The sequence below is a fragment of the Streptosporangium jomthongense genome, from assembly GCF_042650425.1.
In the GTDB taxonomy this organism is placed as follows: Bacteria; Actinomycetota; Actinomycetes; order Streptosporangiales; family Streptosporangiaceae; genus Streptosporangium.
Map to the genome: position 1 here is coordinate 756291 of NZ_JBHSBC010000032.1, position 19951 is coordinate 776241.

General features: G+C 68.6%; 21 protein-coding genes and 1 riboswitch. Of the genes, 14 read left to right on the plus strand and 7 right to left on the minus strand.

Features of this window, described 5'->3' with window-relative positions:
• The first annotated feature begins 349 nt into the window (after nucleotides 1–349).
• Both ACFOYY_RS28990 and ACFOYY_RS28995 read left to right on the plus strand, forming a co-directional pair.
• Nucleotides 350–1690: a sensor histidine kinase gene (locus ACFOYY_RS28990; protein WP_352010126.1), complete on the plus strand. Its 1341-nt coding sequence runs from the start codon at nucleotides 350–352 to the stop codon at nucleotides 1688–1690.
• Nucleotides 1687–2385, plus strand: coding sequence for a response regulator transcription factor (locus ACFOYY_RS28995; RefSeq protein ID WP_352010127.1), 699 nt, complete (start codon nucleotides 1687–1689; stop codon nucleotides 2383–2385). The genes ACFOYY_RS28990 and ACFOYY_RS28995 overlap by 4 nt, the downstream gene beginning before the upstream one ends.
• A 118-nt stretch (nucleotides 2386–2503) precedes the next feature.
• Here the strand turns inward: ACFOYY_RS28995 and ACFOYY_RS29000 are convergent, their stop codons facing one another.
• Nucleotides 2504–2860 carry a DUF5335 family protein gene (locus ACFOYY_RS29000; protein WP_352010128.1) on the minus strand — a complete coding sequence of 119 codons (357 nt, stop codon included), beginning with the start codon at nucleotides 2858–2860 and terminating at the stop codon, nucleotides 2504–2506.
• 87 nt (nucleotides 2861–2947) lie between these two features.
• On the minus strand, nucleotides 2948–4627 hold the full coding sequence (gene thiC, locus ACFOYY_RS29005) for a phosphomethylpyrimidine synthase ThiC (RefSeq protein ID WP_386193804.1): 1680 nt from the start codon (nucleotides 4625–4627) through the stop codon (nucleotides 2948–2950).
• Nucleotides 4622–4733: riboswitch (TPP riboswitch) on the minus strand. Its footprint overlaps the gene before it by 6 nt.
• A 209-nt stretch (nucleotides 4734–4942) precedes the next feature.
• Here thiC and ACFOYY_RS29010 point away from each other — a divergent pair.
• Together ACFOYY_RS29010 and ACFOYY_RS29015 are read left to right on the plus strand one after the other, a co-directional pair.
• Entirely contained in the window at nucleotides 4943–5527 is a 585-nt protein-coding gene (locus ACFOYY_RS29010) for a cysteine hydrolase family protein (protein ID WP_386193807.1), read from the plus strand.
• A gap of 12 nt (nucleotides 5528–5539) precedes the next feature.
• Nucleotides 5540–6451: a GlxA family transcriptional regulator gene (locus ACFOYY_RS29015; RefSeq protein WP_386193810.1), complete on the plus strand. Its 912-nt coding sequence runs from the start codon at nucleotides 5540–5542 to the stop codon at nucleotides 6449–6451.
• A gap of 12 nt (nucleotides 6452–6463) precedes the next feature.
• Here the strand turns inward: ACFOYY_RS29015 and ACFOYY_RS29020 are convergent, their stop codons facing one another.
• Both ACFOYY_RS29020 and ACFOYY_RS29025 read right to left on the minus strand, forming a co-directional pair.
• Nucleotides 6464–6829, minus strand: coding sequence for a hypothetical protein (locus ACFOYY_RS29020; protein WP_362772965.1), 366 nt, complete (start codon nucleotides 6827–6829; stop codon nucleotides 6464–6466).
• 172 nt (nucleotides 6830–7001) lie between these two features.
• Nucleotides 7002–8351 (minus strand): hypothetical protein, encoded by a 1350-nt coding sequence (locus ACFOYY_RS29025; protein WP_386193813.1) that lies wholly within the window; start codon nucleotides 8349–8351, stop codon nucleotides 7002–7004.
• A 302-nt stretch (nucleotides 8352–8653) separates the two neighbouring features.
• Between ACFOYY_RS29025 and ACFOYY_RS29030 the strand changes: the two genes are divergently transcribed.
• The 10 genes from ACFOYY_RS29030 (at nucleotide 8654) to ACFOYY_RS29075 (ending at nucleotide 14206) form a co-directional block, all read left to right on the plus strand.
• Nucleotides 8654–9838: a helix-turn-helix domain-containing protein gene (locus ACFOYY_RS29030; RefSeq protein ID WP_386193816.1), complete on the plus strand. Its 1185-nt coding sequence runs from the start codon at nucleotides 8654–8656 to the stop codon at nucleotides 9836–9838.
• Between the two features lie 99 nt (nucleotides 9839–9937).
• Nucleotides 9938–10183 carry a hypothetical protein gene (locus tag ACFOYY_RS29035; protein ID WP_386193818.1) on the plus strand — a complete coding sequence of 82 codons (246 nt, stop codon included), beginning with the start codon at nucleotides 9938–9940 and terminating at the stop codon, nucleotides 10181–10183.
• Between the two features lie 138 nt (nucleotides 10184–10321).
• Nucleotides 10322–10543, plus strand: a complete 222-nt coding sequence (locus ACFOYY_RS29040; RefSeq protein WP_386193821.1) for a hypothetical protein — start codon at nucleotides 10322–10324, stop codon at nucleotides 10541–10543.
• Nucleotides 10540–10914 carry a hypothetical protein gene (locus tag ACFOYY_RS29045; protein WP_386193824.1) on the plus strand — a complete coding sequence of 125 codons (375 nt, stop codon included), beginning with the start codon at nucleotides 10540–10542 and terminating at the stop codon, nucleotides 10912–10914. Before ACFOYY_RS29040 ends, ACFOYY_RS29045 begins: the two co-directional genes overlap by 4 nt.
• A 59-nt stretch (nucleotides 10915–10973) precedes the next feature.
• Nucleotides 10974–11264: a hypothetical protein gene (locus ACFOYY_RS29050; protein WP_352010137.1), complete on the plus strand. Its 291-nt coding sequence runs from the start codon at nucleotides 10974–10976 to the stop codon at nucleotides 11262–11264.
• 413 nt (nucleotides 11265–11677) lie between these two features.
• Nucleotides 11678–11911, plus strand: a complete 234-nt coding sequence (locus ACFOYY_RS29055) for a hypothetical protein (RefSeq protein ID WP_362772985.1) — start codon at nucleotides 11678–11680, stop codon at nucleotides 11909–11911.
• 13 nt (nucleotides 11912–11924) lie between these two features.
• Nucleotides 11925–12143 (plus strand): BldC family transcriptional regulator, encoded by a 219-nt coding sequence (locus ACFOYY_RS29060; protein ID WP_352010139.1) that lies wholly within the window; start codon nucleotides 11925–11927, stop codon nucleotides 12141–12143.
• 61 nt (nucleotides 12144–12204) lie between these two features.
• Nucleotides 12205–12927, plus strand: a complete 723-nt coding sequence (locus tag ACFOYY_RS29065) for an AAA family ATPase (protein ID WP_386193829.1) — start codon at nucleotides 12205–12207, stop codon at nucleotides 12925–12927.
• Between the two features lie 308 nt (nucleotides 12928–13235).
• On the plus strand, nucleotides 13236–13463 hold the full coding sequence (locus ACFOYY_RS29070) for a hypothetical protein (RefSeq protein ID WP_386194100.1): 228 nt from the start codon (nucleotides 13236–13238) through the stop codon (nucleotides 13461–13463).
• A gap of 2 nt (nucleotides 13464–13465) precedes the next feature.
• Nucleotides 13466–14206 (plus strand): outer membrane protein assembly factor BamB family protein, encoded by a 741-nt coding sequence (locus ACFOYY_RS29075; protein WP_386194086.1) that lies wholly within the window; start codon nucleotides 13466–13468, stop codon nucleotides 14204–14206.
• A 243-nt stretch (nucleotides 14207–14449) separates the two neighbouring features.
• On the opposite strand, the gene ACFOYY_RS29080 is transcribed toward ACFOYY_RS29075, so the two are convergent.
• From ACFOYY_RS29080 to ACFOYY_RS29090, 3 genes are all read right to left on the minus strand, one after another.
• Nucleotides 14450–14659 (minus strand): hypothetical protein, encoded by a 210-nt coding sequence (locus ACFOYY_RS29080; RefSeq protein ID WP_386193832.1) that lies wholly within the window; start codon nucleotides 14657–14659, stop codon nucleotides 14450–14452.
• 200 nt (nucleotides 14660–14859) lie between these two features.
• Nucleotides 14860–15273: a hypothetical protein gene (locus ACFOYY_RS29085; RefSeq protein WP_352010143.1), complete on the minus strand. Its 414-nt coding sequence runs from the start codon at nucleotides 15271–15273 to the stop codon at nucleotides 14860–14862.
• 740 nt (nucleotides 15274–16013) lie between these two features.
• Nucleotides 16014–19682, minus strand: a complete 3669-nt coding sequence (locus ACFOYY_RS29090) for a GDSL-type esterase/lipase family protein (protein ID WP_386193835.1) — start codon at nucleotides 19680–19682, stop codon at nucleotides 16014–16016.
• Nucleotides 19683–19951 lie beyond the last annotated feature (269 nt).

Genomic DNA, 19951 nt, shown 5'->3' on the forward strand with positions numbered 1-19951 from the left:
GCCGGGGTCAGCGGGACGAGAAGGGCCAGCAGGCCGGCGGCGACGGCCAGGCCACCCCGTACGGCCCGCCCTCCCGTCCCCGGTGCCCGCCCTAAGGTGCCGTACCGCCTGGGTTCGTTGTCCATGTGATGTCCGTCCTTCCCGTCGGGACGGCCGCCCTGTCAGGACGGCCGGATGACGGAAAGGTAGGCGCCACCGGTTCCCCCGCGCGTCGGCCATCACACCGATATTGGATACGCCCAGAAAACGACCGATTTCCCCCGTCGTCCGCGCGGTGTACTTCCCGGGAAGGTAAGCCTGGTCTTCCCGGCGGATGTGGGGGCCGGGTGGTGGAGGTCACAATGGGCGGGTGGTGGCAGAAGGACGACGATCATGGAAACGGTACGCGCTTGAGGTACTGCGACCGGCGGGAGAGCCCGTCACACCGTCACGTCGGTCGATCGTCGTCGACGTGCTGCTGGCGGTCGCGCTGACCGCCCTCGCGGTGATCGCGGCGGTGAACCTCCCCGGTGGGAACCGTGACGACCACGGCGGCCCGCAGCCCCTGGTCGGGGTTCTGCGGCTGCGTCCCGACGGGCTGGGCAGCGGCACCCTGACCGTCATGCCACCCACCAGCGAGATCTACGACGAGGACGCCTGGTCCTGGGACTACGAGCCTCCGGTGGTCCTGGTGGTGCTGACGGCGCTGCCGCTGGCGTTGCGGCGCCGCTTTCCGCTGGCCGTCTTCTGGACGGTGCTGACCGCCGCGCTGGTCACCTACGCGGGGGCGACCTGGATCACCGTGCTGGCCTGCGCCGTCGCGGCCTACAGCGCCGTCGCGCACAGCCGTAACCGGGTGGCCGCGGTGGCCGGTCTGCTGCTGGCCGCCGTACTGGCCGGGGCCGCCTTCGAGGGCGTCGCCCCACGGTTGCCCGGCTGGTTCGGCCCCTCGGTCCTGCTGCTGGGGGCCGGGATCGTCGCGAGCCTCGTCCATGTCTGGCGGCAGCGGCTCAGGGCGAGCAGACGCAGGATCGAGGAGCTGCGCCAGGCCCAGGAGGAGACCACCCGCAGGGCCGTCGAGGCCGAACGCGCCCGCATCGCCGGAGAACTCCACGACGTCGTGACCCACAATGTGAGCGTGATGGTGATCCAGGCCGGTGCCGCGCGCAAGGTGATGGCGGCCGATCCCGGAATGTCCCGGGAGGCCATGCTCGCGATCGAGGCGAGCGGCAGGACCGCCCTGGCCGAGCTGCGGCACGTCATGGGCCTGCTCGCGGGGCCCGCCGGGGGACGCTACGCCGACCCCGGTGAGGGTCTCGAACCGCAGCCGGGCCTCGACCGGCTGGACACCCTGGTCGAACGGGTCCGCGCCGCGGGGACGCCGGTGGACGTCACGCTGTCGTCGCCTCCCGGGCCGCTGCCCCCCGGGATCGACCTGGCCGCCTACCGCGTCGTCCAGGAGGCCCTGACCAACACGATCAAGCACGCCTCCGGCGCGGCGGCGTCCGTCGTGATCGGCCACGACGGCGACTGGCTGAGGATCGAGGTCACCGACACCGGAGCCGCACGTCCGGCCCTCTCCAGGACCGGCGACGGCCGGGGGCTGATCGGCCTGCGTGAACGGCTGGCCCTGTACGGCGGAAGCCTGGAGGCGGGCCCTCGGGGCCGTGGCTACCGTCTCGTCGCCCGCCTGCCCAGGACGACCTCGTGAACCGCCCCCCCGAGTGGGCCGTCGACCGGCCGCCGCGTGTCGTCATCGCCGACGACCAGGCTCTGGTCCGCACCGGTTTCCGGATGATCCTCACCGCCGACGGCGCCGAGGTCGTCGGCGAGGCCGCCGACGGGGCCGAGGCGATCGAGGCCGTACGGCGGACCAGCCCCGACGTGGTGCTCATGGACATCCGGATGCCGCAGATGGACGGCCTTGAGGCCACCCGGCGGCTCATGGCCGAGGAGTCCCAGGAGACCCGGGTGATCATCCTGACGACCTACGACCTCGACCACTACGTCTACGCGGCCCTCGCCGCGGGGGCCAGCGGCTTCCTGCTCAAGGACGTCACCCCGGAGCACCTGGTCGCGGCCGTACGGCTGGTGCGCACCGGGGACGCCCTGCTCGCGCCGTCCATCACCCGCCGCCTGGTCGAGCGTTTCGCCCGCCGGGAGGAGGCGGGGACCGACACCCCGCACCGTGACCTGTCCGAGCTGACGCCACGGGAGCTTGAGGTGCTGCGCCTGCTCGCCACCGGGCTGAGCAACGCCGAACTCGCCGAACGGCTCACCCTCAGCACGACGACGGTCAAGACGCACGTCGCGCGCATCCTGTCCAAGCTGGGGCTGCGTGACCGGGTCCAGGCCGTCGTGCTGGCCTACGAGACCGGCCTGATCTCCCCCGGCGGCCACGCCTGACCTCCGGCCCGGGGGTGCGACGGGACGAGCCTTCGAGGGTACGGCGGCGCGAGCCGGGGAAGGGCGCCGCCGTACCGGCTCCGGTCCGGCCCCGCGACGACGGCGGGGCCGGACCAGGTCACGCGGCGTGCCGGTGGATGGTGATGATCGTCTGGGTGCCCTCCCCGTCCACGACGTCGAAGACCCGTGGCGTTTCCGGCGAGACGGTGTCGGCCAGGATCCGCCTCGGGTGTTCGATGCCGTGGCGGAGCACGACCGGGTAACGCGGATCGCGTCCTCCGACGCCCACGGAGAAGATGTCGTCCTTGTCGTCGTACTCGATGTAGGCCAGGGGGAGCTTCTCCGCCTGGTAGAGGTCACCGGCCGAGGCGTCCAGCACCTCGATGGTCACGTCCGAGCCCTCGTACTGTCTCGTCAGGCCGTCCAAGAACGGGCGCCACTCCTCGCGCGGCACCTCGGGTCGTTCCTGAGCCATCTGCCAGCCCCTCTCGTCGGAAACGACAACCGCCTCTGTCCATGCTCGTCGGCTCCCGGCCGCGCCACATCCCACGAACGGACGGGTCTACTCCTCGCCCGGGGGTGAGGGCATGGGGAGGTAGACCTTGCCGCCCTCCTTGCGGAACTCCTCGGCCTTGGCCCGCATCCCCGCCTCGATGGCCTCGGTGTCGGTCAGGCCGTTGCGTTCGGCGTAGGCCCGCACGTCCTGGGTGATCCGCATGGAGCAGAAGTGCGGACCGCACATGGAGCAGAAGTGCGCGGTCTTCGCCGGGGCGGCGGGCATGGTCTCGTCGTGGAAGGAGCGGGCGGTCTCCGGGTCGAGGGAGAGGTTGAACTGGTCCTCCCACCGGAACTCGAAACGGGCCTGTGACAGCGCGTCGTCCCAGGCCTGCGCCCCGGGGTGACCCTTGGCCAGGTCCGCGGCGTGGGCCGCGATCTTGTAGGCGATCACCCCGGCCTTGACGTCGTCACGGTCCGGCAGGCCCAGGTGCTCCTTCGGGGTGACGTAGCACAGCATCGCCGTGCCGTACCAGCCGATCATCGCCGCGCCGATGGCCGAGGTGATGTGGTCGTAGCCCGGCGCGATGTCCGTGGTCAGCGGCCCCAGCGTGTAGAAGGGAGCCTCCGAGCACAGCTCCATCTGCAGGTCGACGTTCTCCTTGATCTTGTGCATGGGCACGTGACCCGGCCCCTCGATCATGACCTGGCAGTCGTGTTCCCAGGCGACGTGGGTCAGCTCCCCCAGGGTGCGCAGCTCGGCGAACTGCGCCTCGTCGTTGGCGTCGTAGATCGAGCCGGGCCGCAGCCCGTCGCCGAGGGAGAAGGTCACGTCGTAGGCGGCGAGGATCTCGCACAGCTCCGCGAAGTTGGTGTAGATGAAGTTCTCCGCGTGGTGGGCCAGGCACCAGGCCGCCAGGATCGAGCCGCCCCGGGAGACGATGCCCGTCTTGCGGTTGGCGGTCAGCGGCACGTAAGCCAGCCGTACCCCCGCGTGCACGGTCATGTAGTCGACGCCCTGCTCGCACTGCTCGATCACCGTCTCGCGGAAGACCTCCCACGACAGGGCCTCCGGTTTGCCGCCGACCTTCTCCAGCGCCTGGTAGATCGGCACCGTGCCGACCGGCACCGGGGAGTTGCGCAGGATCCACTCGCGGGTCTCGTGGATCCGTTTCCCGGTGGACAGGTCCATGATCGTGTCGGCCCCCCAGCGGGTGGCCCAGCGCATCTTCTCCACCTCCTCCTCGATCGAGGAGGAGACGGCCGAGTTGCCGATGTTGGCGTTGACCTTCACCAGGAAGTTCCGGCCAATGATCATCGGCTCGCTCTCCGGATGATTGACGTTCACCGGCAGTACGGCCCGGCCTCTGGCGATCTCGTCGCGGACGAACTCCGCGGCCACGCCCTCGCGCAGCGCGACGAACTCCATCTCCGGTGTGATCTCCCCGCGTCTGGCGCGGGCCAGCTGCGTGTGCCGTACCGGCTTGGGCAGCGTTCCGCCGCAGGACTCCGTCCCGCCGCAGGCGAGCGTCTCCCCGGTCCGCCGCCAGGCCGACCTGAGCGGCGGCAGGCCCTTGGCCGGGTCGGCGTCGTACTCCGGATCGGTGTACGGACCCGAGGTGTCGTACAGGACGACGGACGACCCGTCGGTCAGCGGCACCTCGCGCATCGGCACGCGGATGTCCGGCCGCGAACCGGTGAGGTAGATCTTCCTTGCGTTCTGGACATTCTGGGCAGGTGGCACCATAGGACAACTTCTCCCTACGCCGGCATTACCCGGTCAGGTTCAGCGGTCGGCAGCGGCGGTAGCTGCCCTCTCAGCCCGGTTGCCCCGAGCTCCCGCGTTGGCATACGTGCCGAACTGAGATGATCTCAGTTCGCGCCCCAATGATGCCCCATTCACCCCTTTGGGGCCACCTTCTGGCCTCTTGTGGCTATTTTTAGCGACACGGGTACGGGCCGCCTTGGGTACGGCGTGCGGGTGAGGCCCCTGACCGGATCGGTCCGCAGGCCGACCAGGTGATGCCTTCAGCCCGGACCCCCGCGTCGCCAGGCTGGGGGCATGACCGGCGCTCTCATCGTCATCGACGTCCAGAACTCCTTCCTCCAGCTCCCCGACTGGGGGTACACCTCACGACCCGACATCGTCCCCCAGGTCAACCGCCTCGCCATGGCCGCCAGGGCCGCCGGGGACACGGTCGTGTGGGTCCTCGGCTCACGCCCGGGATCGGGCTCCGTCTTCGACCCGGCCCGAGGATTCGTCCGTCTGATGGACGGCGTCGAGCCCCTTCCCGGGGAGCCGGTCCTCACCAAGACCGCGCACAACGCCTTCACCACCACCAACCTCCAGCAGTACCTCACCCAGCGCGGCATCAGGAAGCTGACCATCTGCGGAATCCGCACCGAGCAGTGCTGCGAGACCACCACCCGCATAGCCTCCGACCTGGGCTTCGAGGTCGACTTCGCCATCGACGCCACTGCGACCACACCGATCCCGCACCGCACCGCCCCGGACGACCTGTCCTTCGCCGAACTCGTACGGCACCCGCGCACACTCGGCGTCGACGAGATCATCGCCCGCACCGAATACGCTCTGTCGGGCCGTTTCGCCACCATCAGAACCGTGGACCAGCTCACCGGAAACTAGGAGGTGCCGGTCATGCCGAGGGTCATCTTCCTGCTCATCCCGCGGGTGCACCTCCTCGACGTGGCCGGACCCGCCCAGGTCTTCTCCACCGCCGACGACCTCGGGCACCCGTACACGCTCACCTACGTCGCCGAGGACGACGAGGTCGCCACCGTCCAGGGGCTGCCCCTGCGGGCGGAGACCGGCTGGCCGGCCCTGACGCCCGACGATCTGGTCATCGTGCCGGGCTGGCGCGGCCCGACCCGCCCCGCGAGTCAGAAAACCCTGCGCCACCTGCGCGAACACCACGCGTCCGGCGGTACGGTCGCCAGCGTGTGCGCGGGCGCCGACGCGCTGGGCCGAGCCGGGCTGCTCGACGGCCGCCGCTGCACGACCCACCACGCCGTCCAGGACGAACTCGCCCGCCTCCACCCCCGGGCGACGGTCGTCAGGGACACGCTGTACGTCGAGGACGACCGGATCGTCACCTCGGCGGGCGTGGCCAGCGGAACCGACATGGCACTGCACCTGGTGACCACCCGGCACGGGCCGTACGTCGCGGGGCAGGTGGCCCGCGCCATGCTCGTCCACACCCACCGCGACGGTACGGCGGAGCAGGTCAGCCCGCTGTTGCGCCGTCGCTCGCACGTGGACGAGACCGTCCACCGCGTCCAGGACCTGATCGAGGTCCGGTTCACCGAACGGCTGCCGCTGAGCCTGCTGGCCGAGGCCGCCGGATGCAGCGAACGGACCGTGACCCGGCTGTTCAGCAGGGCGACCGGGCTCACCCCCCTGGCCTACCAGACCGCCCTGCGCCTGGAACGCGCCGAACACCTCCTCGGTCGCGGCGCCACCGTCGAGACCGCCGCCCGCGCCGTGGGCTTCGCCGACGCCCGCATGCTCCGCAGGCTACGCGCCCGTGCGGCGTCCTCCGCCGGTCACTGAAGGGCCCTGACGTCAGGACTCCAGTTCGATGCGTTCGAAGATGTCGGCGTCGGTCTGGCGCTGCCATTCGGGGAGGTCGTCCCAGTCGGCGACGTAGGACGGCTTGGGGTCGGGGATGTGCTTGTGGATCTGGGCGATCCAGCAGAGGGCCACGAAGCGCCCCTTCTGCTCACGGGTGAGCTTGCCGGTGTTCCCGTCGCTGACCCTGATGAACTCGGCCACCTGCCCGTAGACCGCCGCGGCGGCCTCTCGCTCCCATTCGGGGGTCTGGTCCCACGGGGTGACGTAACCGGGCTTGGGCTCACCGGGAAAGTGCTTCAGAACACCGGCGATCCAGGCCTCCCGAAAAACACGACCGTTTTCAGCCGTGGCACTCATCGAAAACTCCTCTCGTTCAGACGGAACCGGACAACCAGGTGTCCTTCCAGAGCGCACTGCGTCGTCACACGACAGCAGGAAGACCGCCTTCCGGTCGTGCCAAGCGGACCCGTACGGCGGTGTTGCTCACATGGGCAGGCCTTCTTGGTTCTGACCACGATGGGAATGGCGGTCAGACCGCTCGCGCGGTGCGTAGCTCCTCCTGGAAGTGGCGCACCTGCGGTTGTCTCGGCCACTGTCTCATCAGGGTGTCGGCGAGTTGGTCGAGTTCGGCCATGACGTGTTCGGAGGAGGATCTGCGTGCGTCGGCCAGGGCACCAAGTCCCGCGAAGGCCGCGGCGTCCGGTTCCCTGGCGGCGGCGTGGGCGGCGCCCAGCCGGGTCAGGTAGACGGCGCGGTCTCTGCGGTGAGCGGCCGGCATGGTGGTGATCTTGCTTTGCAGGATGGTGATCGCCCGTCCGGGTTCGCCCGCGTCCACGTAGCAGGTGGCCCGCTGCATGTCGGCGAAGTCGCCGGTGAAGAACCTCAGGTAGGACGGGTCGGTCTCGGAGCGTCCCGTGGTGATCAGCTCGGTCGCCTCGTCGAGCTGGGCGGCGGCCACCGTGCCGGTGAGCGCGTGCCCACGCGCCTCGTAGGCCTGCGCGACACCGCGCAGGACCGGCGGGATCCTCCAGGAGGCGTTGCGGGCGGCCGTGGTGAGGTCGATCACCCGGGCGTGGTCGCCCTTGTCGAGAGCCAGGCTCGCCGAGCGGATCATCATGTAGGCGGCCATGGAGGTGTCTCCTGCTTCCATGGCCCAGGTGGTGGCGCGGTTGGCCCACTGCTGGCAGCCGTTCAGGTCCGCGCTCTCGCGCAGGAGCCAGCTGATGTGCTCGGCGTACTCGCTTTGGATCCGCCGCAGTTCCTGCCGTGCGACACCGGGGACCTCCTGGCGGGCCTTTTCGATGCCGCGTAGCTCCCGCTGGAGCACGGAGAGGTGCGCGGTCGGAGGTAGAAGGTGGTGACCCGCCTGATGGGCGTTCAGGACATGCCGGTAGTACGTCGTGCCGTTGGCCGTCAATGGTTCGGCTGAAGCAGCGCCGGGGACCAGGGCCGCCAGTCCGCCCGCGGCCAGTAGTTCGGTGAATTCACGACGGGAAAGTTTCACGGCGACAGTCCCTTCGCCGGTCGGGACATCAAAAGTGATGACCGTGGCGTCATCGGCTTTTCCAGGGTAGCCGTCGCTTTCCACTATCGACAGGACGTCGGCCAGTAGTTCCCCGATTTCCGGGGGCGGCAGTGGCAGCTTCCGGTGCGGGCCGAGAAGGAGGTCGTCGATCAGGCACCTGTACAGGCTCGCCAGCCGTACCAGGTCCTCGTAGGAGGGCGGCCGGGCGGAGGCGGACGACTCGGAGCCGGGGCCCTGCCAGCACTCCCAGTAGGAGATCTGTTTGAAGGTCTTGGGAGGGTCGCTGGGCCATTTCCTGTTGTACAGCTCGGCCACCTCGGCCTGGGTGAGACCGGTGGCATGCCGGAAGGCCATCAGCGGAGTAACGCCGAACCGTTCGGCTATCACCGCCGCGATCTGCCGGGTCGGAGCTCCGCGCTGTCGGCGATCGGCAGGACCGTACGGACGTCAGGGTCGTATCGGCGGGCTCCGTTCCCCCGGCGAGATGGGTGTTCACTCGAAGTCTGTTCGTCGCACCTTATTGGTTAAAGGGATAATCTGGGTGATCGTGCACGGTCATCCATTGGATTCCAGAAAAACCAATGGTGAACCCTTCACACGGGAACCACCTCACGTCATAACCTGAAATTGCGACATCGTGAGGAAGGTGCAGTGCCTTGAGTGACGTCAGCACGACAGTCGGACAACGTCTGCAAGCCAACCGCCTCAACCGTGGCTACACCCAGGCCGAGCTCGCGCGCCGTGCGGGTGTCAGCGTGGATCTGATCTCGATGCTGGAACGCGACGTGCGTGAGTCCATGTCGTGGGCGTCGATGGTGAAACTGGCGCGAGCCCTTGACATCGACCCGGGGGTCATCGCCGGGAAATCCTCGCGGCTGGACCGCGTTCCGGGGGCTTCGGCGCTGGCGGTGCGGGACGCGGTCATCAGTCCCGACCTGTTTGAGCTTCATCCTGATCATGACGGTGAGCCGACGTCCCTGGCGGAACTCTGGCGGCTGATCGAAAGGGCGTACGGTGCCTACTTCGGTGGCGAGTTCGGGGTTCTCGCCGCCGAGCTGCCAGGGTTGATCAACGAATGTCGCCTGCTTGAGGCTACGGACCCGGCGGCGGCCGCTCCGCTGTCTCACGCCTGGCAACTCGCCGGGTCGGTCCTGGTACACACCGGCCGTGACGACGCGGCGGCCATCGCCGCCGAACGCGCGATCCAGGCGGCTCGGGCGGGAAGCGACGAGTGGCGCCTGGCCACCCAGTACGGGGTCTACTGCTGGGTGATGCTGCACCAAGGCCGGGCGGACGAGTCGGAGCGCCTCGCCATGCGTGCGGCCGATGCCGTGGAGCCTTCGATGTCGAGGGCGGCGCCGGAGCAGATCGCCGTCTGGGGAGGCCTCGTCCTCCAGGCCGCCGTCGCGCGCGGAAGCGTCGGCGATGTGGACGGCGCGGAGGACTATCTCAGGATGGCGGCGGCGGCAGCGGCCCGGCTGGGAGCCGACCGGCATGACTACTGGACGTCGTTCGGGCCCACACATGTCGCGATCCAGACCACCCACATCATGACCGCCGCGCATCGGCCCGACCGGGCGCTGAAAGCCTCTCGGATGGTGAACCCGCAGGGTTTGTTCAAGGTCCAGTACGGGCGTCATCTGTTGGATGTGAGCCGGGCATTTCTGGAGCGACGCCGTACCGACGAGGCCGAGGAGGCCGCCACACAGGCACTGAATCTGTCCGCCGAATGGTTCCGCCATCAGGCGGTCGCGGAAACCCTTGTGCATGATCTTGTGGAGCGCAAAACTCGCCTTAATGCTAGATTGCGCATTTTGCTCCAAGGGGTCGAACACAACTGACCTACGGTCCGTACATCATGTACGACGCCTTTTCCCCTCGCCATGAATCCCTACATGGCGTCCCTGGGTAGAAACGAATCGGCCCCCTAGTCTCAGCGCATGGGCTTTCGCGACAACAGCTCGCTGCACTATTGGGGCGAGGAGGACGAAGAGCATCTGATCCTGCTCCGCGAGCGGTTTCCCGACTGGCGGATCTGGTACGGCCAGGACGAGAAGCGTAAAACATCCGGCTGGTACGCCATACGGCCCCTTCCATCCGAAGAGGGTTCCCCTCGGGAGATCGAAGCCGAAACGGCCCTCGCACTCACCCGGCTCTTGGAGAAGGAAGACACCACGTCGCCGTAGCGAACCGTGTGGTTCGCCGCACCGAATTTCCGTTCGGCTTCCGTTTTCTGACGAACCGAGGTTCGGGGCGCATTGCGATTCGCGGCATTCCCTATCCATTTCTTTCAGCACAAGAATCGAACAGTGGAGGTCGGTCCTGTGCACGATGGCAAGTCCGAGCCGACGGCGATCCCGGGGTGGCGGCTGATCATCAGTGATGCCGGGCGGTTCTGGGCCGTTCGCAACCGTGCCTTTCCGCGTACGGCGTTGCGGGCCGGGGCGGAGCCGGCGGTGGACGCCGACACCTTCGAGGAGGTCCGGGAGGCCGTGGCCAAGCAGGAGAAGAAGGCCCGGGGCGCCGTTGAGGGGGTGCCTTCGTGACGGGACGTCATCGGGACGGCCTGCCGTACGCGCCGGTGTATCGGCGGGTGTGGGACGGCCCGGCCCGCGCTGAGGCTGAACGGATCAACCAGTCGTGGGCGGACTGGACCGTCCTCTACAGCCTGGGACATCGCCGCTTCTACGCGATGGCGGGTTGGGACAACCCTCGGCCGGTGGTCGTCGAGGACATCACCGGTGAGGGGTTGGAGGAGCGGATGCGGGATGCGGAGATGATCCGGGCGATCCGGCCCTCCCCGATGCCGGTTCGCGCGGAGGTTTCCCTCAGGCGGGGTGAGCCTTCCGGGGTGGCGGTCGTTGAGGAGACGGCGTCCACCGGTGGTCGGCGTTCACCGGACGGGAGGGCGGCATGATGTTCCCGTCCTGGGCACCTCGGCAAGTTTCTGAGTTTTCCGATCGAGTCTGTAACTCCGTGCAAGCGGCTCATCCGGACTGGCTGGTCTTCCACAGCGCGCAGTCCGGGCTGTGGAGCGCCTATCGGAGTGTCCTGTCCGGCAGGCCGTACCCCGGGGCGGTGCTGTTGGTGCGGGCCGAGTCCGCCGAGGAACTGGACCGTAAGTTGAGCGCCCAGGTGTCTCCGGCGGTGCCGCCGAGCATCCAGGCCGTCGCCGTCGCCCGCGCCCTGCGGGCTCGAACCGCCCGGGGCTCCCGGGCCGTCATGCCGGGTCGGTCCACGACGTTGCGCAGACTTCTGCGCTCCTGAAGCCGGTACGGCGGGCGTGGACGTCATCCCACCCGTCTCGCGCCGTACCCATGAACGTGCGGCTCAGGTGGGAGGGACCTGGGCCGCACACCCTCGCGAGACGGCTCCCATGCGCGTTGGGGAAGGGGAACCGTCTGGCGCACCGGCCCCGCGTATGTGGGGCCGGTCCTCCTCCAGGGTGCCCGGCCCGTGCTCCCCGGCTCCGGGCCGGGCACCCGCCCTCGCGTCACCGCTCCACTCGACCCGGACGATCAGAAGTCCCGGCCCGGACGATCGGGAGTCCCGGCCGGGTGAAGGCTCCGGCCTCATGGCCCGGATGAACGAAGACGCCTGGACTTCACGGTTCGAGCGATCGGAAACCCCACCCGAACGATGACGGGCCGAGCGAAACCCGCCTCCTCACCAGGACGACCATGACCGACGACGAGCGACGCCTGATCGACCTGCTGATCAGCGCCCATCCCGGCTGGCGGTACGAGTACCTCCACCTGCCCGGCCTGCCCCGGTGGTGGGCCATCCGCTACGAACCACTGCGCCTCCACCAGCGCGAAGCAGGGGCCCGCGACATGCTCGGCCGTACGTCCCTGCGCCGCCTCGCCAGGGCCCTGGCCCGGCATGACGAGATCCTCCACCGAAGCCGCCACTGAAGGAGAGCCCTCCATGTCCCCACTCAAGGCCGTCGCCCCGGACGGCACCTTCGCCACCGGACCGGACACCACCGAACGGCTTCTCACCCCCGGCGAGGTGGCCCGCATCTTCGGCGTGGACCCCAAGACCGTCAACCGCTGGGCCCTCACCGGGAAGATCCCCTCCGTCCGCACCCCCAGCAGGCAACGCCGCTACCGGGAGAGCGACATCAACGCCCTTCTCAACGCCTGACACCGCTGACCTGCCCGGACGGCCGTATCGTGAGCCGCGTCGAGGAGAGGGGACGACCTTGTTGCTCACCCGGTTGGCCGTCAGGCGGGTTCCTGAGGGGTGGGCGGGGGCCGTACCCGCCGTCAGGCACCTTGTTGAGAACGGGCTTGAGGTGACCACGCCGGTCACCTTCCTCGTCGGAGAGAACGGCTCGGGCAAGTCGACTCTCGTCGAGGCCGTCGCCGATGTGTGCCGGGTCAACTCGGAGGGCGGCAAGGCGGGCACCATGTACTCCAGCACCGGGCCCGCCACACCGCTCGGGGAGGTGCTCGACGCCGAGCTGACCTCGAAGGGACTGCGGCTCATCCACGGGCCGAGGCTGAAGCGGCGGGTGTTCTTCCTCCGGGCTGAGACACTGTTCAACCTGGGACAGAACGTGTCCGGCCGGTACGGCTTCTGGGAGCAGGACCTGACCCGGCAGTCCCACGGGGAGGGGTTCCTCACCGTCTTGGAGCGGATGGTCTCCGGCCCCGGGCTCTATCTGATGGACGAGCCCGAGGCGGCGCTGTCCTTCGCCTCCTGTCTGCGGCTGATGGCGCTGATGAACCGGGTGGCCGGAGAGGGCGGGCAGATCATCTGCGCCACCCACTCGCCGATCCTCTCCAGCCTTCCGGGCGCGCGAATCCTCGAACTCGGCGACGACGGCATCCAGGAGACCGAGTGGGACCGGCTCCAGGTCGTCGATCACTGGCGCCGTTTCCTCGCCAGGCCGGATCTCTACCTGCGGTACGCCCTGGAGGACTGACGGCCTCGGTTGACCGGGTCGCCATTTACGCGGGCTTCAGCACACCGGCGATCCAGGCTTCCGGAAAGCACGACCGTTTCCGATCGGAGCGCTCAACAGGAAATCCTCTCATTCAGGTCGACTTCGCCGGAGCCGTAGGGGGTCGGTGGTCGGCGTCCGTCGACGAACACGACCGTCCCAGTGATCGACAAGCCGTTCTCCAGCGCCCGCCCATAGCGTCGTTCGGAGCCTTCGCGCCGGGCGCGAAGCCAGAGCCGGCTCCAGGCGTGCGAGCACCCCCGAGAAGAGATAGCGGTGAGGTCCGGGAGATGAAGAGTGCAGGCGGGCGTCGGTGGAGCGGATGGCGGCGGGCGGTCACAGGGCTGGCGATCGGCGCTCTGGTCGTCGTCTCAGGGTTCGTGTGGCGGGCGGTGACGACGACCGTGACCATGACCCCTTCCTGGACCTACGACATCGGCTACAGGGCCTCCGCTCCGGCGGTGGCCGACGGTGTGGTGTACGTCCTCGGCGGCGAACTCGGCGAGGACAGGATGTAGCCCTGGACGCGGCCACCGGCAAGCCACGCTGGACCCGCGGAACCGGCGGCGGTGGCTTCAGGCCGGTGGTGGCCGGGGATGCCGTGTACGTCGGCGACGGAGCGGGCAGGGTGTACGCCCTGGACGCGGCCACCGGCAAGCAACGCTGGACCCACGAAGTCCGTAACCGCGCCAGGGTCGGCTTCAGCCCGACGGCGACCGGCGACACCCTGTACTTCAGCGACGAGACAGGCAGGGTGTACGCCCTGGACACGACCACCGGCGAACAACGCTGGACCCGTGAGATCGGCCTCGGCCTCTACGTCCGTCCGATGGTGGCCGACGGTGTCGTGTACGTCGGCGGCGCCAGGGTGTACGCCCTGGACGCGGCGACCGGCGAACAGCGCTGGATCTCCGAAACCAGCGGCCCCTACGTCAGTGTGACGCCGGTCGGCGGTGTCGTGTACGTCCGCGACGTCGAGGGCGACATGCGCGCCCTGGACGCGGTGACCGGCGAGCGACGCTGGACCTACGAGGTTTCCGACGGCGACTACTACCCCGATGATTCGGTGGTGGCCGACGGGGTGGTGTATCTCGACGATGACGGCGAGAACGTGGTGCGCGCCCTGGACGCGGCCACCGGCGAGCGACGCTGGACCTACGAAACCGGCGGCGGGATCCACAGGCCGGTGGTGGCCGACGGTGTCGTGTACATCTCCACCGGCGGCGACAAGTTACATGCCGTGAGAGCGGCGACGGGATGAGGCCGACCGGCCGTTTCCTCCGCCGACCGGCGACAGCTGCGGCAGTGCCACCGCACGACCTACCGCTCTCGAACAGACCGTCAACCGCTGGGCGTTGACCGGAAAGTCCGCTCCCCGGCAGGCAACGCCTTACCGGGGCAACGCCTGACACCGCTGACGAGCGCGGACGGCCATGTCGTGAGCCGCGCCGAGGAGACCTGCGCCATGCTCTGCGGGACTGACGGCCCGGCGCGTGAAGGCCGCCTACTTGAGGTGGAACCTCTTCATGGTCTTCAGGAGGCTCGTCAGGGTGTCGACGTATTTGTCGTAGGTCATCCCGAGGATGGGTTCGAAGCCGAGCCAGGAGGCCTGACTGGCCATGGTCTGCGCCTCGGTGAACTTCAGCAGGCCCTCGGAGCCGTGACGACGACCCAGGCCGGAGGACTTCATGCCGCCCATGGGCGCGGTGAGCATCGGCGCTCGTCCAGTAGGCACAGGGCGTGTCCCATCGCTTCCGGACCGGGCAGACCGCGGGAGGGGGGATCTGGCGGCCTGCCCGTTCGGCACGGCTCAGGGCCCGCACGGGGCGGGTTGAGGCGTGGCGGCGCTCGGTCCGGCTTCCTGCCGGAGACCGAGTGCCGCCTCGACCCGGTCAGGGAACGAGTGGGCCTCGGTCAGCCGCCCGTACCCCAGCAGGGCTGGGACTGCTTGGTGATGTCACCATTGGTGTTCACCCAGACGTCGGCCATCCAGCCTCTGGCGAACGGCTTGCCCGGAGAGCTTCCCGGACCGTACACGGCGACCTTGTCCCAGTAGGGGTTGGACGGGTGGAACCAACCGGAGACATTCGAGCCACCGTCGACGTAGCACTCGACCTCGACACGCGTGCCGCCCTGGATATAGGGGCCGTCCTTGGCTCCCTTCTCGGGCCGTGCCCGTACGGCCACGAAGGCTTCGGAGCCGCCGAAGACGGTGCCGGCGACGGTCGACAAGCGGGTGGTCGCGGTGGGCTGCGCCTGGGCGGCGGCAGGGATGGGGGCGACTGCCAGCAGCAGCCCCGCCATCATGACCAGCGATCTGATACGCACTGTGGTACTCCATCTGACGCGTGAACCTCTTCAAGGCACCGTTCGCCCGACGTGTGGCGCCGGGCTTCGGGTGCGTCGATTGGCGATTCTGGTGTTCCGCGCGGTTGTCGCCCAGCGTGTGGATGCCGCGAGACAACGTGGAGACAACGAGATGGACGGCCGAGCCGCCCACGACCACTCCACGCACCAAGCCGTGCGCCGCAGCGACTGGCGACGGGCAGCGCGCCCGCCACCCTGGAACCACTCCTCGCCTATGTGACCGCCTGGTCAGACGCAGCTTCCAGCTCCGGGTGGAGGCGATCGCCTCTGCGGCCGGTGACCCTCGTCGAGCAGGAGTACGGCGGCCTGTCCGAGAACGACAGGGCCGCCGCGCCGCTCAGGGCCGTGGGCACCCTCAAGCGGTCCGACTTCTCCGATCAGGCCGTGTTCGACGCGGCGGCCGACCCGAGTCCGGGTCGAGAACCACAGGCCACGAGCCACGCTCAGCATCGCCTGTATCAGGCTGTCCGTCTCCGCGGAAAGCCGCAGGACCGGGCGGGAACGGCCACGGATCGGCGATCTGACCGGCGCGTCCACCCAGTACGGCGTGACCACCCGCCCTCCACCGGAGCGCCAACGTCATCCGGTCCTGGCAGCGCACGCATGAAGACCCCCAGCGCTCTGCTGGAGGTCTTCGTGTCATGGCCGGCGACGTCGGCCGGTTCATGAACGCCAGACGTGCTCTGGCATCCCGGAGGCTCTCAGGGAGTCTGCAGGGTGGCTCGTACCCTGTCGTACATGGCCTGGTGGCCGAGCCTGTTCGGATGCACCCATTCCTGCTTGCTCAACGTGTCCAGGATCCCCGTCATCCAGCTCTGATCCGTGCACAGCTCGTGGCCCTTGAGAACATCGCTCATGTCGATGGCGTTGACACCTGCCCTCGTGGCCTCTCTCACGATGAGGGCGTCCATCTGGCGAGTGAGGTAGTTGAACCACTGTCGATCACCCTCGCTGAAAACACCGTCATCTATGCACCCCTGTCGGCGTTCGCTGTCGTGCTCGACGAAGAAGACCGGATAGGTCAGTACGTTGATCTCGGCGTCGGGGGCGCGGCGCCGCAAATCAGTGAAGAATTCACTGAGCTTGGGCTGCAGGTCAAGGATGTCACGCAGCACCAGGTCCACGCCGGTGCCTGTCTCGGTGTACTTGTTGCGGCAGTCGCTGGTCCATCTGTTCAGGACGCAGTTGGCGAGGACGCGGGCGAACCCGGCGTCGTTTCCGCCGAGGGTCAGCATGACCATGCCGGTGTCCGTGTCGAGCACGTCGCGCTGTGGACCTTCCCCCTTGTTGCCGGAGTGATTGGGCTGCTCGTAGTCGGCAAGAAGGGCGCCGCTGCAGGCGACCTGCCGCCAGTCGATGTCGTGGTAGGCGCTGCTGCCGCTCTGGAAGCGCCGCTGCCACGACAGCCCGGAGCGGTGGCATTTGTTCTCGCTGGTATTGGTCTCCAGGTCGTACGTGAGTGTGCCCTCGCCTGCGGAAAAGGAGTCGCCCAGCAGTCGCAGCGTGCCCGGGGCGGAAACGGGGGCGAAGGCCACGGCGTCGAATCCTATGTCGTCGCCTTCCTCGAAGCCGTTGCTCGTGATGTTGTTCAGTGTGACCTTCGCCCCCGAGCCGAGCCAGTACGTACCGAGCGACGTCCACGAGTTCGGGTGAAGCTCCTGGTTCACATCCTTCGCCCAGGTGGCGCCCCTGCCGTTGTGGATGACATACCTCGCCATAGCCCAAGCGCCGTCACTCGGAACGAACGCGTAGACCCGATAGCGACCCCGTGCCAGGTTGTCGGGTTGCCAGGTCGCCTCGACCGACCATTGCGCGGGCACACCATTGAGGTACGTGTGGGTGAACCACGCGTGCCCGCCGAACCCGACGCCGAGCTGGTGCCAATCGACGTCGTTGCCGTCGGGGCCGCCCGGCTCGCTGATCCCGCGAGCGACGGAGAAACGCCCACCGTTGGTCCAGTCCGGGCGGGAGCAGCCGACGAGGTTGACCCCCGCCGCCTGGTTGTCCACGATGACCGTGTCCGGAGGAAGGCCGCTCTCCAGACGACCGCATACGGGCGGCGAGGGATTGAGGGCCGAGGGCTCCGGCGCGTTGTCGGCGACGGTATCGGTGCCTCCGTGGCACAGAACGACCACACAGACGATGATGGGGCGATGCCACCAGCAGTGATAGTCGGCGCGCTGGCAGATTCCCGCATGCGGCAGCGGATTCAGCACCTGCGAGTCGCAGGAGCTGGTCTGGTCGCACATGGCGAACAGGTTGGGTAGCGCCAGCAGGGCGCCCGTCTGGGTGGCGTAGTCGTAGGTGCCCTCGAACTTCAACCCTCCGTCGTAGAGGTCCTGCTGGCCGCTCTCCATCCAGCCGAAGATCTTTTCTTGGTAGGGCCAGTCCTGCGGATGACGAGCGTCGTCGAACGTGCGCACCGCCGCGCCCTCGACGCCGACATGCAGGAACGGGTGCCGCTGGGGATCGTAGTTGGGGTTGGCCGGATTGTTGGTCCACCCCATACCCCAGTTGCCGTCCGCATCGGTACAACCGGGACCCGGCGTGCACCCCGAGGTGTTGCCGGTACTGCCCTGGGGGTTCACACCGCTGTTGTACGCCCACACGGCGAAATACCAGTTCTCCAGGCTGCCGGGGTTGCCGGCGTCGACGGTGATGCCGGCCGCGCCGAGCTGGTTCCATTTCCGCGCCAGCACCTGCGCTGCGGCGGCCGCGTTCTCGGCGTAGTCCACGGCGATCTTACGCTGGAGGCCGCTGGGCTGACCGGTGGCACCCATGCGCATGAGGTCGGTGATCTGGCCCAGCCCGTAGCCGCAGTCGGCTTGGGAGTAGTCGATGTACTCGCTGGCACGTGATCCGTAGTAGTCCGCGATCAGCGGGTTGCCGGACAGCCCGGGGCGCACGTGCCAGCTCGCCTGCGCCCAGTTCGTCTCCTGCGCGAACACCGCGCTGATCACCTCGCGAGGGATGTGGTCACCGTTCGTGCCGAAGGGAGCGGGCAACGGGAAGTCCCGGCTCGGTGAATATCCGGGCTGCGACAGGTTGAAAGCGCCTCCCGGCCGCAGGGCGCCTCCCCCGACCCCGACCAGAGTGCCGCGCCCGGCGCGGTTGGCGGCCCATTCCACCTGCTGGTAACTGGGCTGCGGCACCTGGTTGAAGATGTCGTTGCGCGGCACCGCGCACACCGGCTCGTCGGCGGCGAGCGCCTTGGTGCCACTGCTTCGCACAGCCTTCCGCCGGTCCGGCGCTGGTGGGAGCTTGGTGTAGGGACGGACTCGCTCCTTGGGAAGATCGGGCGTCAGAGTACGACCCTGCCCGTCCAGAAGACGCCGGCCGTCCACGCCACTGACAGTGGCGCCGAGCAGCGCCGTCCCGTCAAGCGAACCTGTCTCGATCCAGGTTCCGGCGGGAACGCCGACCGGTTCGGTCTCTGCCGTCTGGCGATTCTCCGCGGCGCCCACGATACGGTTGCGGCCGTTCCTGCCGGGGAGCAGGCGCAGATCGGCCAGGTCGCCCTCGGCGACCTCATGGGCGCTCTTGCTCCTCCCGTTCCAGTGCCATACCTGGGCCTTGCGATCCGCCTGGGCCACCAGCAGGTCCAGGCCCCTGCCGCCGGCGGCCGGTGTCAATCGGAACGCCTGGCCCGGTACGGAGAACACCTCCTGCGCCCTGTCACCGTTCAGGCGCACCACATGGTCGCCGCGGGCTGCGTAGACGCCGCCGTTCACCGGCACGGCCGCGGTGAGCTGCTGGGGCACCTCGCCGACCGTACGCGTGTTCCCCGTACTGGCTTGGGCGGTCAGCACCGTTGTCCGGCCGATCTCCGCTCCGGTGAACCGGGTGAGAGCGACGTCGTCTCCGGCGCCGCAGCCTGGGTTGAAGTAGGTCAGTGCCATCTTCGCGGCCAGCGGACGCACCTTGCCGGTGGCGATGTCCACCGCATAGGCCAGGCCGCCGTGGCCCAGGCCGCCGGGGCTGTTGTTCGCATGCCAGGGGGCCACGACGGCGACAATTGATTTGCCGTCTCCGGTCAGGCAATGGTTACCGATCCAGGGTTCGCCCGAGTACCCGCCCGGCTGCAACGAGGCGAGCGGGCGCCAGCGCCAGCTCTGGCTGGAGTGTGCCGTGAACAGGTGGTATCCGTCCTTGTCCGCGGCTGCCGCCACGATGACGTCCCCGGAGCCGACGGCAGGCGGCGACGAGAGGAGCTTCTTGCGGCCCGGTCCCAGCGCCTGCCGATCGACGGGCGAATGCCTGGCGACGTTCGGGGCCGATGAGTGGTGTGCCTGCTGGGGGCCGTACGACGGGACGGCGGTGGCCGCCGGAGCCGACGTGACGAGCGTGAGGGGAACGGCTAAGAGGAGCAACGGCGTCGGCAGCCTTCGCTGTCTGGACGACCGACGCCGAAGTGGGCGAAATGACTGTGGGGACATGAGTTTCCACCGTGCGCTTGGGCGAGTGCGGGGATTGCGGGATGAGCCGCGGTGCGACGAGAACTCACGGTCGGATGGGTCGGTCGTACAGGCACGCGCGAGTGAACGGTCGGCCAGGCGTGCGATTGTTCGCCGGTGTTTTTCACCGGCATGCGGTGTGAACGGGGAGCATCGCAGAAGTCCCCGGTCACACCGTCACGTGC

Excerpts from the sequence above, each read along its gene's own strand:
- ACFOYY_RS29000 (WP_352010128.1), bottom strand. The coding sequence starts at position 2,860 with ATGGCTCAGGAACGACCCGAGGTGCCGCGCGAGGAGTGGCGCCCGTTC.
- ACFOYY_RS29025 (WP_386193813.1), bottom strand. The coding sequence starts at position 8,351 with ATGGCCTTCCGGCATGCCACCGGTCTCACCCAGGCCGAGGTGGCCGAG.
- ACFOYY_RS29035 (WP_386193818.1), top strand. The coding sequence starts at position 9,938 with ATGGGCTTTCGCGACAACAGCTCGCTGCACTATTGGGGCGAGGAGGAC.
- ACFOYY_RS29010 (WP_386193807.1), top strand. The coding sequence starts at position 4,943 with ATGACCGGCGCTCTCATCGTCATCGACGTCCAGAACTCCTTCCTCCAG.
- ACFOYY_RS29015 (WP_386193810.1), top strand. The coding sequence starts at position 5,540 with ATGCCGAGGGTCATCTTCCTGCTCATCCCGCGGGTGCACCTCCTCGAC.
- ACFOYY_RS29080 (WP_386193832.1), bottom strand. The coding sequence starts at position 14,659 with ATGCTCACCGCGCCCATGGGCGGCATGAAGTCCTCCGGCCTGGGTCGT.
- thiC (WP_386193804.1), bottom strand. The coding sequence starts at position 4,627 with ATGGTGCCACCTGCCCAGAATGTCCAGAACGCAAGGAAGATCTACCTC.
- ACFOYY_RS29060 (WP_352010139.1), top strand. The coding sequence starts at position 11,925 with ATGTCCCCACTCAAGGCCGTCGCCCCGGACGGCACCTTCGCCACCGGA.
- ACFOYY_RS29020 (WP_362772965.1), bottom strand. The coding sequence starts at position 6,829 with ATGAGTGCCACGGCTGAAAACGGTCGTGTTTTTCGGGAGGCCTGGATC.
- ACFOYY_RS29070 (WP_386194100.1), top strand. The coding sequence starts at position 13,236 with ATGAAGAGTGCAGGCGGGCGTCGGTGGAGCGGATGGCGGCGGGCGGTC.
- ACFOYY_RS29055 (WP_362772985.1), top strand. The coding sequence starts at position 11,678 with ATGACCGACGACGAGCGACGCCTGATCGACCTGCTGATCAGCGCCCAT.